14 protein-coding genes are annotated in these 13,921 nt (G+C 68.9%); 3 read left to right on the forward strand and 11 right to left on the reverse strand.

What is annotated here, in order from left to right:
- Positions 1-88 precede the first annotated feature (88 nt).
- A complete protein-coding gene (locus tag OHA03_RS06320) occupies positions 89-889 on the forward strand; it encodes an alpha/beta fold hydrolase (protein ID WP_267001575.1) in 801 nt (266 codons plus the stop codon).
- 60 nt (positions 890-949) lie between these two features.
- Here OHA03_RS06320 and mnmA read toward each other — a convergent pair whose 3' ends face one another.
- Positions 950-2,086, reverse strand: coding sequence for a tRNA 2-thiouridine(34) synthase MnmA (gene mnmA, locus OHA03_RS06325; RefSeq protein ID WP_267001577.1), 1,137 nt, complete (start codon positions 2,084-2,086; stop codon positions 950-952).
- 61 nt (positions 2,087-2,147) lie between these two features.
- Between mnmA and OHA03_RS06330 the strand changes: the two genes are divergently transcribed.
- Positions 2,148-2,828, forward strand: a complete 681-nt coding sequence (locus OHA03_RS06330) for an N-acetylmuramoyl-L-alanine amidase (protein WP_267001579.1) — start codon at positions 2,148-2,150, stop codon at positions 2,826-2,828.
- Positions 2,829-2,849: 21 nt separating this feature from the next.
- On the opposite strand, the gene OHA03_RS06335 is transcribed toward OHA03_RS06330, so the two are convergent.
- The 3 genes from OHA03_RS06335 to OHA03_RS06345 all read right to left on the reverse strand — a co-directional run bounded on the left by OHA03_RS06335 (position 2,850) and on the right by OHA03_RS06345 (position 4,725).
- Positions 2,850-4,019 carry a cysteine desulfurase family protein gene (locus tag OHA03_RS06335; protein ID WP_267001581.1) on the reverse strand — a complete coding sequence of 390 codons (1,170 nt, stop codon included), beginning with the start codon at positions 4,017-4,019 and terminating at the stop codon, positions 2,850-2,852.
- 154 nt (positions 4,020-4,173) lie between these two features.
- Positions 4,174-4,506: a DUF4190 domain-containing protein gene (locus OHA03_RS06340; RefSeq protein ID WP_267001583.1), complete on the reverse strand. Its 333-nt coding sequence runs from the start codon at positions 4,504-4,506 to the stop codon at positions 4,174-4,176.
- A gap of 57 nt (positions 4,507-4,563) precedes the next feature.
- On the reverse strand, positions 4,564-4,725 hold the full coding sequence (locus tag OHA03_RS06345; RefSeq protein ID WP_267001585.1) for a hypothetical protein: 162 nt from the start codon (positions 4,723-4,725) through the stop codon (positions 4,564-4,566).
- A 161-nt stretch (positions 4,726-4,886) separates the two neighbouring features.
- Between OHA03_RS06345 and OHA03_RS06350 the strand changes: the two genes are divergently transcribed.
- Positions 4,887-5,516, forward strand: coding sequence for a TetR family transcriptional regulator (locus OHA03_RS06350; protein ID WP_267001587.1), 630 nt, complete (start codon positions 4,887-4,889; stop codon positions 5,514-5,516).
- A 286-nt stretch (positions 5,517-5,802) separates the two neighbouring features.
- Here OHA03_RS06350 and OHA03_RS06355 read toward each other — a convergent pair whose 3' ends face one another.
- The 7 genes from OHA03_RS06355 to OHA03_RS06385 form a co-directional block, all read right to left on the reverse strand.
- Positions 5,803-6,648: a thioesterase family protein gene (locus tag OHA03_RS06355; protein ID WP_267001589.1), complete on the reverse strand. Its 846-nt coding sequence runs from the start codon at positions 6,646-6,648 to the stop codon at positions 5,803-5,805.
- An 89-nt stretch (positions 6,649-6,737) separates the two neighbouring features.
- The gene (locus OHA03_RS06360; RefSeq protein ID WP_267001591.1) at positions 6,738-7,409 is read right to left on the reverse strand and encodes a trimeric intracellular cation channel family protein; all 672 of its coding nucleotides are present in this window, start codon (positions 7,407-7,409) and stop codon (positions 6,738-6,740) included.
- An 18-nt stretch (positions 7,410-7,427) separates the two neighbouring features.
- A complete protein-coding gene (locus OHA03_RS06365) occupies positions 7,428-8,807 on the reverse strand; it encodes an ABC transporter ATP-binding protein (RefSeq protein ID WP_267007946.1) in 1,380 nt (459 codons plus the stop codon).
- 44 nt (positions 8,808-8,851) lie between these two features.
- Positions 8,852-9,901, reverse strand: coding sequence for an ABC transporter ATP-binding protein (locus OHA03_RS06370; protein WP_267007947.1), 1,050 nt, complete (start codon positions 9,899-9,901; stop codon positions 8,852-8,854).
- 35 nt (positions 9,902-9,936) lie between these two features.
- On the reverse strand, positions 9,937-10,947 hold the full coding sequence (locus OHA03_RS06375; RefSeq protein ID WP_267001593.1) for an ABC transporter permease: 1,011 nt from the start codon (positions 10,945-10,947) through the stop codon (positions 9,937-9,939).
- Between the two features lie 145 nt (positions 10,948-11,092).
- The gene (locus OHA03_RS06380) at positions 11,093-12,850 is read right to left on the reverse strand and encodes an ABC transporter substrate-binding protein (protein WP_267001595.1); all 1,758 of its coding nucleotides are present in this window, start codon (positions 12,848-12,850) and stop codon (positions 11,093-11,095) included.
- Between the two features lie 56 nt (positions 12,851-12,906).
- On the reverse strand, positions 12,907-13,905 hold the full coding sequence (locus OHA03_RS06385) for an ABC transporter permease (protein WP_267001597.1): 999 nt from the start codon (positions 13,903-13,905) through the stop codon (positions 12,907-12,909).
- Positions 13,906-13,921 lie beyond the last annotated feature (16 nt).

The following is a 13,921-nucleotide window of genomic DNA, read 5'->3' on the forward strand; positions in this document are numbered from 1 at the left end:
CACCGTGCTGAGCTGCGGAGTTGAGGAATCTCGAAAAACTTCGTCGCCGCAGCGATGAGTTCTGCGGTCCGCCGCAGTCCATCTGCACATGGACAGGACTCCTTCCCGTGACGGCACTTTGATCGCCCACCGGCGCAGAGGTGACGGGCCGCCCGTGATTCTGGTGGGCGGGGCGCTGAGCACTGCGGCGACCGAGGCACCACTGGCGGAACTTCTGGCGTCGCGGTTCAGCGTCGTGACCTACGACCGGCGCGGCCGCGGCTCCAGCGGCGACGGTGTGCCGTACGCGGTCGAGCGCGAGGTCGAGGATCTGGCGGCGATGATCGATCGGGTCGGTGGCCGGGCCGCGGTGTTCGGGATGTCGTCCGGCGGCGCCCTGGCGCTGGAGGCGCAGGCCTCGGGGGTGCCCGTCGACCTGCTCGCGGTGTACGAACCGCCGTTCGCCCCGGACGCACCGGGCCGCCGGGCCAAGGCGCGCTACGCGACCCGGCTGCACCGCCTGCTGTCCGCCGGGGACCGGGCGGGGGCACTCGAGCTGTTCCTGTCGCTGGCGGGGATGCCGCCCGACACGGTCGCCCGGATGCGGCACGCTCCTCTGTGGCGCGGCCTCGAATCACTGGCGCACACCCTGGCGTACGACGACGCGATCCTCGGCAATGGCACGGTGCCCGCCGAGCGTCTCGGGTCCGTCACCGCGCGCACCATGGTGATCACGGGGGGATTCAGTCCCACCCCGATGCGCACCCTGACCCGCATCCTCGCGGACGCGATCCCACGCGCCCGGCACCGCACGCTGACGGGCCAGACACATGACCTGGCGCCGCAGGTGGTCGCGCCTGTGCTGGCGGAGTTCTTCTCCAAGGACGTGTACGTCAGCCGGGCGTCGTAAGGCCCGCGGCCCACGACGCCTCGGTGCAGCCCGAGCCCGGCCCGCTTCGAAGGAACGGCCCTAGCCCAGGCCGACCGCAGCCTCGGTGCGCCGCACCGTCGTCGCAATCGTCGCCGAGCCGACCACCCGCGTCCCGTCGTACAGCACGACCGCCTGGCCGGGGGCCACACCTCGTACCGGCTCGGTGAAGGTGACGTTCAGCGTGCCGTCCACGAGCTCGGCGGTCACCTCGGTCTCGCCGCCGTGGGCGCGGAGCTGCGCGGTGTACGTGCCGGGGCCGGCCGGGGCCGTGCCGCACCAGCGGGGCTTGATCGCCGTCAGCGCCGTGACGTCTAGGGCCTCCACCGGGCCGACCGTCACCGTGTTGTTCACCGGGGAGATGTCGAGGACGTAGCGCGGCTTGCCGTCGGCGGCGGGGTGGCCGATGCGCAGACCCTTGCGCTGACCGATGGTGAACCCGAAGGCGCCCTCGTGGGTACCGAGCCTGTTGCCGGACTCGTCGAGGATGTCGCCCTCGGCCTTGCCGCCGAGGCGGTCGGCCAGGAAGCCCTGGGTGTCGCCGTCGGCGATGAAGCAGATGTCATGGCTGTCGGGCTTCTTCGCCACGGCCAGGCCACGGGCCTCCGCCTCGGCGCGGATCTCGTCCTTGGTGGTGAGGGTGTCGCCGAGCGGGAACATCGCGTGGGCGAGCTGCCTCTCGTCCAGGACACCGAGGACGTACGACTGGTCCTTGGCCATGTCGGAGGCGCGGTGCAGCTCGCGGCTGCCGTCCTCGTTCAGCACGACGGTGGCGTAGTGGCCGGTGCAGACGGCGTCGAAGCCGAGCGCGAGCGCCTTGTCGAGCAGCGCCGCGAACTTGATCTTCTCGTTGCAGCGCAGACACGGGTTGGGCGTGCGGCCCGCCTCGTACTCCGCGATGAAGTCCTCCACGACGTCCTCGCGGAAGCGTTCCGCCAGGTCCCAGACGTAGAACGGGATGCCGATGACGTCCGCGGCGCGGCGGGCGTCGCGGGAGTCCTCGATGGTGCAACAGCCGCGCGCTCCGGTACGGAACGACTGCGGGTTCGCGGAGAGGGCGAGGTGCACACCGGTCACGTCGTGGCCCGCCTCGGCGGCGCGGGCCGCGGCGACGGCGGAGTCGACACCGCCTGACATGGCGGCGAGCACACGGAGGGGGCGCTGGGAAGTCTGAGTCATAGCTCCACCAGGGTACGGGGCGCCGGGAACCGAAAGCTCGCGGATATGCGTTGTCGATCTCATGGGGACCAAGAAGGCGGCAGGCGCCAGGCAGTCGGCGGGGGCCAAGGCGGAGCACGGCATCAGTCGGCGAGGGTTGCTGATCGGCGCTGCTGTCACGGCGGTGGGCACGGCGGCGCTGGCCCGGGAGAAGCTGGAGCACGCCTGGTGGCGGCTGCCCGGTGTGGAGAAGCCCCGCAAGCCCGGCGAGCTGGATTACGCGCGGGCTCAGTGGACGGCGGCGTCCCCGGCGAACTGGCGGCGGGCGGACCGCCCCGCCGACTACGCCATAGACCGGGTCGTCATCCATGTGACCCAGGGCAGCTTCCGCGGCGCGGTCAAGGTCTTCCAGAACCCCGCCCATGGTGCGGCGGCGCACTACGTGGTGCGCAAGGACGGTCATGTGACGCAGATGATCCGTGAGCTGGATGTGGCGTTCCACGCGGGGAACAAGTCGTACAACGAGCGCAGCGTCGGCATCGAGCACGAGGGGTTCGTGGACCGGCCGCACGACTTCACGGCCGCGATGTACGAGGCGTCGGCGCGGCTGTCGGCGGCGATATGCGGGCGGTACGGGATACCGGTGGACCGGACGCACATCATCGGGCATGTGGAGGTGCCGGGCACGGACCACACCGATCCGGGTCCGCACTGGGACTGGGACCGGTATATCGAGCTGGTGCGGGCAGCGGGCGCCCGGTGATCGCGGGGCCCGCCGCCCGGTTCAGCTGAGGCCCGCCGTCCGCGCGCGCTCGACCGCCGGGCCGATCGCCCGGGCGACGTCCTCGACGTCCTGCTTGGTCGAGGTGTGTCCGAGCGAGAACCGCAGCGTGCCGCGGGCCAGGTCCGGGTCGGTGCCGGTGGCCAGCAGTACATGGCTGGGCTGGGCGATTCCCGCCGTGCAGGCGGAGCCGGTGGAGCATTCGATGCCCTGGGCGTCCAGCAGCAGGAGAAGCGAGTCTCCCTCACAGCCGGGGAAGGTGAAGTGGGCGTTGGCCGGGAGCCGGCCGCCGGGGGCCGGATCGCCACCGAGGATGGCGTCGGGAACGGCCGCGAGCACGGCCGCGACCAGCTGGTCGCGGAGCCCGCCGATCTCCCGGGAGAACTCCTCGCGGCCGTCGGCGGCGAGCCGGCCGGCCACCGCGAAGGCGGCGATGGCGGGCACATCGAGGGTCCCGGAGCGCACATGCCGCTCCTGGCCGCCGCCGTGCAGCACGGGTACGGGGGTGTAGGCGCGGCCGAGCAGCAGCGCGCCGATGCCGAACGGGCCGCCGATCTTGTGCGCGCTGACGGTCATGGCGGCCAGTCCCGACCGGGCGAAGTCGACTTCCAACTGACCGAAGGCCTGCACCGCGTCAGAATGCATCGGCACATCGAACTCACCGGCCACGGCAGCCAGTTCACGTACCGGCATGATGGTGCCGATCTCGTTGTTGGCCCACATCACGGTGACCATCGCGACATCGTCGGGGTCGCGCGCGATCGCCTCGCGCAGCGTGTCCGGGTGGACGCGGCCGTAGGCGTCGACGGGGAGGTATTCGACGGTCGCACCCTCGTGTTCGGCGAGCCAGTCGACGGCGTCCAGCACGGCATGGTGCTCGACGGGACCGGCGAGTACGCGGGTGCGCCGGGGGTCGGCGTCGCGGCGGGCCCAGTAGAGGCCCTTCACGGCGAGGTTGTCGGCCTCGGTACCGCCGGAGGTGAAGACCACCTCGCTGGGGCGTGCGCCGAGGGCGTCGGCGAGGGTCTCTCTCGCCTCCTCGACGGTACGGCGGGCCCGGCGCCCGGCGGCGTGCAGTGAGGACGCGTTACCGGTGACGGCGAGCTGGGCGGTCATCGCCGCGATCGCCTCCGGAAGCATCGGCGTGGTCGCGGCGTGGTCGAGGTAAGCCATGGTGGGCTCGATTCTACGAGCCCGGGGCGGGGCGTATGCCGGGCGCATCGCGGTCCGTACCCGCGCACGGCGGACAGGTGTCGTGTCACCTGCCCGATTCGGAGCCCGAACCGGAGCCCGATCCGGCCGGGGCGGCGGCGCAGGACGCCGTCGGTCAGCTGCCGAAGCTCCAGGAGACGGTGCCGTTTCCGGTGACCAGGAAGGCCAGGACGACGAGGTCGGCGATGCCGAGGGCGAGTCCGAGGAGGGCGCGGCCGCGGCGGGCGGTGGAGCGGGCAAGGGCGATGACCGCCATCACGATGGCGATCGGGCCGAGCACGATGTTCATCACAAGGAGGCCGATCAGCCCGAGCACGAAGGAGGCGACGGCCAGACCGTCGGCGTCCCGGGTGCTCCTCCTGCGGCCGACGGGCCGCGGGGCGTCATCCCCGGCGGTGGCGGCTTCCGTGCCGATGCCGGCTCGGCGGGCGAATGCGGTGAGTGTCATGGTGCGGGCTCCTTCGTCTCTGTCATTGGCTCGAACGTCGGATCGGAACAGGCCGGATCAGTGGGACCGGCGGTGTGCGCCCAGCCGCTCACGGACCGCGAAGATCAGCAGCCAGCAGCCGATCGCGGCGGCGAGGGCGAGGGTCAGCGGGAGCGGGATCTGGACCACCGCCCCGAGGACGACCCCCAGCAGGAGCAGGGCGGCGACGAGGATGATCATGTTTGGCCTTTCCGGGAGTTCTCGGGGCACTCGGACACTCTGCGCACTGTGCGCACTGTGCGCACTGTGCGCCCATTTGAGAGTACGAGTGTTCACTGACTTGTCAGTCTAGACCCATCCACCCCTTCCGCGGCCCGGAGAACAGTTGTTTACTGAATGGCATGAGTCACACCGTCGGCATCCGCCAGACCCAGAAGCTGAAAACCCGTCAGGCACTGCTGGACGCAGCGCTCCAACTGTTGGAGCACCAGAGCCTGAGCAGCCTGGGACTGCGCGAGGTGACGCGGGTGGTGGGCGTCGCGCCGACCGCCTTCTACCGGCACTTCGACGACACCGCCGCGCTCGGCGTGGCACTCGTCGAGGAAGCGCTCGGCAGCCTGCACGGAGTGATCGGCGCGATCCTCGCCGAGACCGGCGACAGTGAGGCCCGGCTGGACCGCAGCGTCGAGCTGATCACCCGTCATGTACGTGAGCAGCCGGCCCACTTCCGCTTCATCGCCCGTGAACAGCACGGCGGCGTCGGTCCGGTCCGCGAGGCCATAGCTGCCCAACTGCGGCGATTCGCCGAGGAGGTGGCCGAAGCGCTCGCCGCGGAGCCGGAGTCGCGGGGCTGGACCGGCGAGGACCTGCTGATGCTGGGCGGTCTCTACGTCGACCACATGGTGATCACGGCCTCCGCGATGCTGGACGCCGGCCCGGCCGGCGAGGCCCAGGTGGCCGAGGTCACCCGCCGGCGGCTGCGGCTCGTCACCCTCGGCAGACGCCACTGGCTGGACGGCGCCGACACCTGAGGGCTCTCCCGTACAGGAGGACACCCCGGCCGAGCCGACCGCCGCGCTCACCCGCTGTCTGCAGGTGGAACAGACGGGTCCGCGCACAGCCGGGCGCCGCATCGAGACCGAGCACGGAGGCTTCGAGGCGCTCGGCATGCTCGGTGGCGGGGACCGGTCCACGGGTCCGGAGCAGCAGGATCGAGAACAGCCGCTCGGATTTCACGCCGCCCGGACTCCTGGAATACCGGACGCCGCAATACCTGACGCCCTCACGTCAGGTATTCCGGCGTCCGGGCACAGTGGCTCAGCTGCGCGGGGCTCGGGCCAACTGGCGGGACTGGGCGACCAACCGGTCGGCGCTGTCCCAGACGTCCGCGTCCTCCTCCAGGAAGCCGCCCGCGAGGTTGCGGGTGCTGATGGAGACACGCAGCGGGCCGGGGGCCGGGCGGCAACGGATGTGGGTGGTGAGCTCGATGGTCGGCGTCCAGCCCTTGAGCCCCAGCTCGAACGAGGTCGGCGGCAGCGCGTCGACGGTGAGCAGCAGGGAGTACGGGTCGGCGTCGCGCCCGTCCGCGAGGCCGAACCAGCCGCGCATCTCGCCCTTGCCGGACGGGGCGCCGATGGCCCAGCCGATGGTCGACGGGTCGAGCTTGATGTTGAGCCGCTCGGTGATCGCGGAGCTGCCGGGGATGGGCGCCGGGCCGTCGCCCGGGCCGAAGCACTGCTCGATCGGCGCCATGGCCGGCGGCTTCGCCGACGTGCGGATGTCGTCGGAGAGCGAGTCCAGGTCGCCGTAGGTGCCCAGCACCCGGATGCGCTCGACCTCGGTGCCGTCCTCCGCGTACTGGAAGAGCGACGCCTGACCGGTGGAGAGGGTACGGCCGGTGCGGACGACCTGCGTTCGGATCAGCGCGGGGCCGGGAACCGACGCGGTGAGGTAGTGCGCGGAGACCGAGAAGGGGTCGGAGTGCGGCAGGGCCTCACCGAGCGCGCGACCGAGCATGGCCAGTAGATACCCGCCGTTGACGGCGTGGATGATCGTCCAGCCCGCGGAGAGCTCGGCGTCGTAGACGCCTTCTTCGCGAAGGGTGACGGCGGTGTCCCTGTCGAACTCGCTGTCGCCGATGAGTGCCTGAGCTGCCTGTGCCATGAGATGCACCGTACACCGATTGTATTACTGAGCGGTAGCTTTTTTGATTCGGTGATGTGTCGGCGCATTGCGACTCGAACCATGGCCGGTCAGGTGGCGGCGGAGCCCTCCTCGGCCGCGGCCGAGGAACGCTTGTACGCGCGGGGCGCCCGCCAGTGGAACCGCATCGCCAGCAGCCGCAGAACAAAGGCGGTGATCACGGCGGTGCCGCTGGTGAAGGCGTTGATCGTGCCGAAGCGGATGCACAGCACGATCATGGCTGCGCCCACCATCGCGGGCACGGCGTACAGATCGCGGTCCCAGCGCAGCAGCGAAGGCGTCTCATTGGCGAGTACGTCACGCAGCACACCACCGCCGACCGCGGTGGCCAGACCCAGGGCCGCCGAAGCGGTGAGGCCCAGGCCGTAGTCGTACGCCTTGACGGTGCCGGTGACACAGAACAGTCCGAGGCCCGCCGCGTCGAAGACGTTGACCGCCACCTGGATCCGCTCGACGTGCGGATGCAGGAAGAAGACCAGGCCGGCGGCGAGCAGCGGGGTGAGGAAGTAGCCGAGATCGGTGAAGGCGGCGGGTGGCACCGCCCCGATGATCAGATCACGGAACAGCCCCCCGCCCAGCGCTGTCACCTCGGCGAGCACCGCGATGCCGAAGACATCGAAGTTCTTGCGTACGGCGAGCAGTGCGCCGGAGATCGCGAAGACAAAAATTCCGACGATGTCGAGCGCATGCTGGACGGAGGGCGTGAACAGTTCGTTGAGCACCGGGCAATTGTGCCGGTACTACTGCTTGGGGCTGTCCTCCGAGGTCCCGGACGCCGTCGCGGCGTCGTCCGAGGACGGCGCGGCGGTGTCGTCGCCGTCGGTCGTGTCGTCGGACACCGAGGTCTCAGCGGCCTCGGTGGCCTCCGCGACCTCAGCCGACTCGGGGGCTTCAGTGGCCTCCGCAACCTCAGCCGACTCAGCCACCTCGGTGGCCTCCGAGGACTCGGTGACCTGAGCAGGCTCCGCGACCTCGGCCGGCGCAACGTCCTCCGAAGGCTCCGCGACCTCGGCCGCCACCGCCTTCGTCACCGAAACCACCTCGATCGCCTCCCGCGCCGCGGCCAGCACCTTCTCGCCCGGCACCTGGTCCGGCGCGTTCTCCGGGTGGTGGCAGGCCACCTGGTGACCGGTCTTCAGCGCGATCAGCGGGGGTTCCTGCGTCTTGCAGATCTGCGTCGCCTTCCAGCACCTCGTGTGGAAGCGGCAGCCGCTCGGCGGCGAGATCGGCGACGGCACATCGCCCTTGAGCAGGATCCGCTCGCTCTTCACCCCGCGGCGCCGCGGGTCCGGCACCGGCACCGCGGACATCAGGGCCTTGGTGTACGGGTGCATGGGCGCCTCGTACAGCGACTTGCGGTCCGCGAGCTCGACGATCTTGCCGAGGTACATCACGGCGATGCGGTCCGAGACATGGCGGATGACCGAGAGGTCGTGCGCGATGATCACGTACGTGAGCCCGAGCTCGTCCTGGAGATCGTCGAGCAGGTTCACGACCTGCGCCTGGATCGACACGTCCAGCGCCGAGACCGGCTCGTCGGCGACGACCAGCTTCGGCCGCAGCGCGAGCGCGCGGGCGATGCCGATGCGCTGGCGCTGACCGCCGGAGAACTCGTGCGGGTAGCGGTTGTAGTGCTCGGGGCTGAGCCCGACCAGCTTCAGCAGCTCCTGGACGTGGTTCTTCAGACCGCCCTCGGGCTGGACGCCCTGGAGCCTGAACGGCGCGCTGACGATCGTGCCGATCGTGTGGCGCGGATTCAGCGAGGAGTACGGGTCCTGGAAGATCATCTGGACGTCACGGCGCATCGGCCGCATCTGCCCCATGGACAGATGGGTGATGTCCCGGCCCTCGAACTCGACCTTGCCGCCGGTCGGTTCCAGCAGCCGGGTGATCAGCCGGCCCATGGTCGACTTGCCGCAGCCGGACTCGCCGACGACACCCAGGGTCTCCCCCGGGTACACCTCGAAGTCGATGCCGTCGACGGCCTTGACCGCGGCGCTCTGCCGGCCGAACAGACCCTTGCGGATCGGGAAGTGCTTGACCAGGCCCTCGACCTTGAGCAGCGGCTCGCGCGGGGCGGTGGCCTGCTCCGGGATCGTCACGTCCTTGTCGAGCACGATGGGATCCTTCTTCTCGCTCACGTCGCTCACCTCATTCGCCTCGCTCACAGCTTCGGCGCAATCTCTTCGGTCCAGATCCGGGTGCGCTCCTCGGGTGCCATGTGGCAGGCCGAGTAGTGCCCGTCGCCGACCAGCTTCAGCTCGGGACGCGTGGTGCGGGTGATGTCACCCTTGGGTACGTCCGCGTACGGGCAGCGCGGGTTGAAGGCGCAGCCGCTCGGGATGTTGATCAGCGACGGCGGCTGGCCCTTGACGGGGATCAGCCGTTCGGTCTGCTCGCGGTCGATGCGCGGCATCGAGGTGAGCAGCCCCCAGGTGTACGGGTGTTGGGCCTCGTAGAAGACCTTCTCCGCGGGGCCGCGCTCGATGCACCGGCCGCCGTACATCACCAGCAGCTCGTCGGCCATCTCGGCGACGACACCCAGGTCGTGGGTGATCATGATGACGGCGGAGCCGAACTCCTTCTGCAGGTCCCGGATCAGGTCCAGGATCTGCGCCTGGACGGTGACGTCCAGGGCGGTGGTCGGCTCGTCGGCGATCAGCAGCTCGGGGTTGTTGACCAGTGCCATCGCGATCATGGCGCGCTGGCGCATACCGCCGGAGAACTCGTGCGGATAGGCGTCGACCCGCTTGTGCGGTTCGGGGATGCCGACCCGGTCGAGCATCTCGATCGCACGCGTACGGGCGATCTTCTTGCTGACCTTGTTGTGGACCCGGTAGGCCTCCACGATCTGCGCGCCGACCGTGTAGTACGGGTGCATCGCGGAGAGCGGGTCCTGGAAGATCATCGCCATCTTGCGGCCGCGCAGTTCGCGCACCCGGTCGGCGGTGGCCCCGATCAGTTCCTCGCCGTCCAGCCAGACCTCGCCGGAGATCCGGGCGTTGGGGGCCGTACGGTGCAGGCCCATCACGCCGAGCGAGGTGACGGACTTGCCGGAGCCGGACTCGCCGACGATGCCGAGGGTCTGCCCCGGCTTCACATCGAAGCTGACGCCGTCGACCGACTTGACCAGGCCGTCGTCCGTCTGGAAGTGGATGCGCAGATCCCGTACGGAGAGGAAGGCCTCGTCGTCGCCGGAACGCCGGCCGACCACCGGCTCGCCCGGCGCCTCGGTCTTGGAAACCTCACTCACGAGAGCCTCACCCTGGGGTCGATGGCGGCGTACACCAGATCCACCAGCAGATTGCAGATGACGATGAAGAAGGCGGCGACGAGCGTCACGCCCATGACGATCGGAAGGTCGTTGTCCTGCACGCTCTTGACGGCGTACTGGCCGAGTCCGGGGAAGGAGAACACGGTCTCGGTGATCACGGCGCCGCCGAGCAGCAGACCGAAGTCCATGCCGAAGATGGTGACGATGGGCGTCAGCGCGGCCCGCAGCCCGTGCTTGCCGATGACCCGGCTCTCCTTGAGGCCCTTGGCGCGGGCCGTACGGATGTAGTCCTCGCCCATGGTCTCCAGCATTCCGGCCCGGGTGAGCCGGGCGTAGAGCGCGGAGTAGAGGAAGGCGAGCGAACACCACGGGATCAGCAGATTCCATGCCCAGTCGGCCGGATTGTCCGTGAATGCGACGTAGTTGACGCCTTCCCAGATCGGCCACTGCACGGTGAAGACGCCGAGCGCCAGCATGCCGGTGAAGAAGATGGGGAGGGAGACGCCGGCCAGGGCGACGCCCATGAAGAAACGGTCCAGCAGCGAACCCCGCTTGAGGGCGGAGACGACACCGATGGCGATGCCGCTGATCAGCCAGATCACGGCGGCACCGACGGCCAGCGAGAGCGTCACCGGGATGCGCTGGGTGAGCTGCGGCCAGACCTCGACGTGACGCTTGAAGGAGTAGCCGAAGCACGGGGCGTGGCACTGCGAGGCGTCGGGGCCGAATTTGTAGGTGGCACCGACGAAGATCTGCTTGATGAAGTGCCAGTACTGCGTGTAGAGCGGCTGGTCGAGACCCAGGTTGTGCTTGACCGCGGCAATGGACTGGGGATTGGCATCCTTGCCCACATACTGCGCGGCGAGCTGGTCCATCGTCTGCCCGGCCAGCCGGGGGACGAGGAAGAAAATCGCGAAGGTGACTGCGCTGACGATCAGCAGCAACAGCACCGCGCCGAAGACGCGTCGAATGATGTACGCAGCCACAGCTGTCCGGCGGCGGTGTCCGCCGGCCGGGCGCTCCGAGGAGCACCCGGTCCGGCGGACACCGAAACCTTCACCTGCCTTTCGAACTTTCGGGGGTACGGGGGTCGCCCCCCGAATGAATCAGCCCGGCGGACAGGCCCGGCAGTTACTTGGAGGAGCCCATCAGCAGGTAGTCGTACATGCCGAGGTATGCCTGCGTGACCGTGACGTTGGTCGCGGAGACCGGACGCAGCAGCAGGTTCTTGCGGTAGACGAGCGGCACGGCGGACGCGTTCTCGGCGACCAGCTTGTCGATGTCGCCCCAGGCCTTCGCACGGGCGGCGTCATCGGTGTTGGCGATGGCCTCGTTGAGCGCCTTGTTGATCGCCGGGTCGTCGAGTTCCTGGACGTTGTTGCCACCGGTCGGCTTGATGGCCGAGCCGTTGATGATCTGGTCCAGGAAGCCGAAGCCGGTCGGCCAGTCGGCGCCCCACGCGGTCATGATCATGCCGAGCTTGTGCTCGTGGACGTAGCTCGGGTTACCGGCGAAGTTCTGGAAGTACTTGCCGCCCGGGAACGTCTTGATGTTGGCGGTGACGCCGATCTTCTTCAGGGACGCCTGGACCGCGGTGACCATCGACATCTCGGCCGGACGGTCGGAGCGGGCGGAGATGTTGGTCTCGAACCCGTTGGGCTGGCCGCACTCCTTCAGCTCGGCCTTGGCCTTCTCGATGTCGCCCTTGTGACCCTCGGTCTCGTACAGGTCGAACTTGCTGTAACCGCTGACGGTCGGCGGCAGCAGCGTCGTCGCGACGTCACCCTTCGGGTCGCCACCCTGGGCGGCCTGGACCGACGCCTTGTCGATACCCCACTGCACGGCCTTGCGGCAGTGGATGTTGTCGAACGGCTTCACGTGCACGTTCAGACCGATGTACGAGGTGGCGCCCGCGTACGCGTTGTCCGTCTGCTTCTTGAGCTTCTGGTCGGTCAGGACCTTGGGCTGCGTGGCCGGGGCCACACCGGTGCCGGCCGCGTCCACCGTGAGGTTGTCCGCGAGAAGGTCGTTGTCGACCGTCTCCTGCTTGACCTTGAAGCGGATGTTGATCTTGTCCGGCAGGGCCGGACGGATCGGGTCCGTCTTCGGGTCCCAGTTCTCGTTACGGACGAGGCTGGCGCTCTTGCCCTCCTCGTACGAAGCGAACTTGTACGGGCCCGAGGACACGATGTGCTGGACGTACTCGGCGCCCTTGTCCTTCGCGGCCGGCACGGGGGACGTCTGCGAGAAGGTCGCGAGGTAGTCGAAGTCCGCGAACGCGTCCTTCAGCTTGAAGACGATGGTGGTGTCGTCCGGGGTCTCGATGGACGCGATCCCGTTCGGGTTCTTGTCCTTGTAGGGACCCTTGTACTTGTCGCCGCCGATGAGGTGCGCCTTGAAGTACGTCGGGCCGTTGGACAGCGCCTCGGGCGAGAAGTTGCTTCGCTCGATGGCGTACTTGATGTCCTTCGAGGTGATCGGCGAACCGTCCTCGTACTTCAGGCCCTTCTTCAGGGTGTACGTCCACGTCTTCGCGTCGGCGCTGGGCTTGCCCAGCGACTCCGCGAGGTCCGGGACGACCTCCAGACCGGCGCCGCCGGCGGCCGGCTTGAAGCTGGTCAGCGTACGGCCGTAGAGGCGCGCGAAGTTCTGCACCCAGCCGTAGTACGTGTTGCCGGGGTCGAGGGAGTCCGGCTCGTCCGACAGTGCGAGGGAGAGCGTTCCACCCTTCTTGTCCGACTTGTTGACTACGGAGGTCAGCGCGGCGTCGGTGGCGCCACTGCTACCACCCTTGCTCTTGCTGTCGCTGTCCGAACCGCCACAGGCGGTTGCCCCCAGCGCGATCGCCACAGCTGTGGCGATCGCAGCTGTCGCTCTTTTGGTCTTCACCTGAGGAATGCCCCCTCGATCGATGGTTGCGGCAGATGATTGGCAGGTGCCGCGGATTACTTGCTGCGCGGGTCGAGGGCATCACGAAGCCCGTCACCCAGCAGATTGAACGCCAGAACGGTGATGAAGATCGCCAGACCCGGCACGATCATGTACTGCGGATCGGCCGTATAGATCTCGGCGGCCGTGGAGAGCATGCCTCCCCAGGAGGCCTGCGGCGGAGCGATTCCGACACCCAGGTAGCTGAGCCCCGCCTCGAAGAGGATGTTCGTCGGGATCAGCAGCGTGGAGTAGACCAGGATCGGCGCGACCAGGTTGGGCAGCAGCTCCCGCAGCAGGATGAACGGGCCGCGGGCGCCCAGGCTTCGGGCCGCCTCCACGAACTCCCGCTCGCGCAGGCTGAGCGTCTGGGCGCGGACGATCCGGCCCATGTACGGCCAGCTGAAGAAGCCGATGACGAAGATCAGCACCGCGATCCTGAGCGGCAGCCCCGACAGTCCGAACGCTCCGTCCTGGAGCGAGGCCGAGATGGAGATCGCGAAGAGGAGCAGCGGGAAGGCGAGGAAGACGTCCATCGTGCGGCTGATGAGGCTGTCGGCCCAGCCTCCGTAGAACCCTGCGGTGACGCCCATGATCACGCCGATGATCACGGAGACCAGGGTCGCGCCGCCCGCGACGAGGAGGGACACCCAGGAGCCCTCGATGATGCGGGACAGGATGTCGCGTCCGTACTGCGGATCGACACCGAGGGGATGATCCCAGCTCATGCCGCCCCAGGCGCCCTTGGGCGACAGCAGGGCCGGGTCGATCAGGTCCTGGTGGAACTCGTTGGGGTCGAGACCGAACATCGCCTGGATCGGCTTGGAGAGCACGGCCAGCAGCACCAGCAGGATGACGATGATGCCGCCGGCGACAGCCACCTTGTCGCGTTTGAAGCGATTCCAGGCGATCCGTCCTAGCGAACGACCCTCGATCTGTGAGGCCTTGACGCCCTTCAGCACAGACTCGGGCTGAGAACCGGCCTGCGATTCAGTGGTCTCTATGGGTGCGGTCATCGTCCCTCGTGCTTGC

Origin of the sequence: Streptomyces sp. NBC_00154 (assembly GCF_026342835.1) — a bacterium.
Taxonomy (GTDB): domain Bacteria; phylum Actinomycetota; class Actinomycetes; order Streptomycetales; family Streptomycetaceae; genus Streptomyces.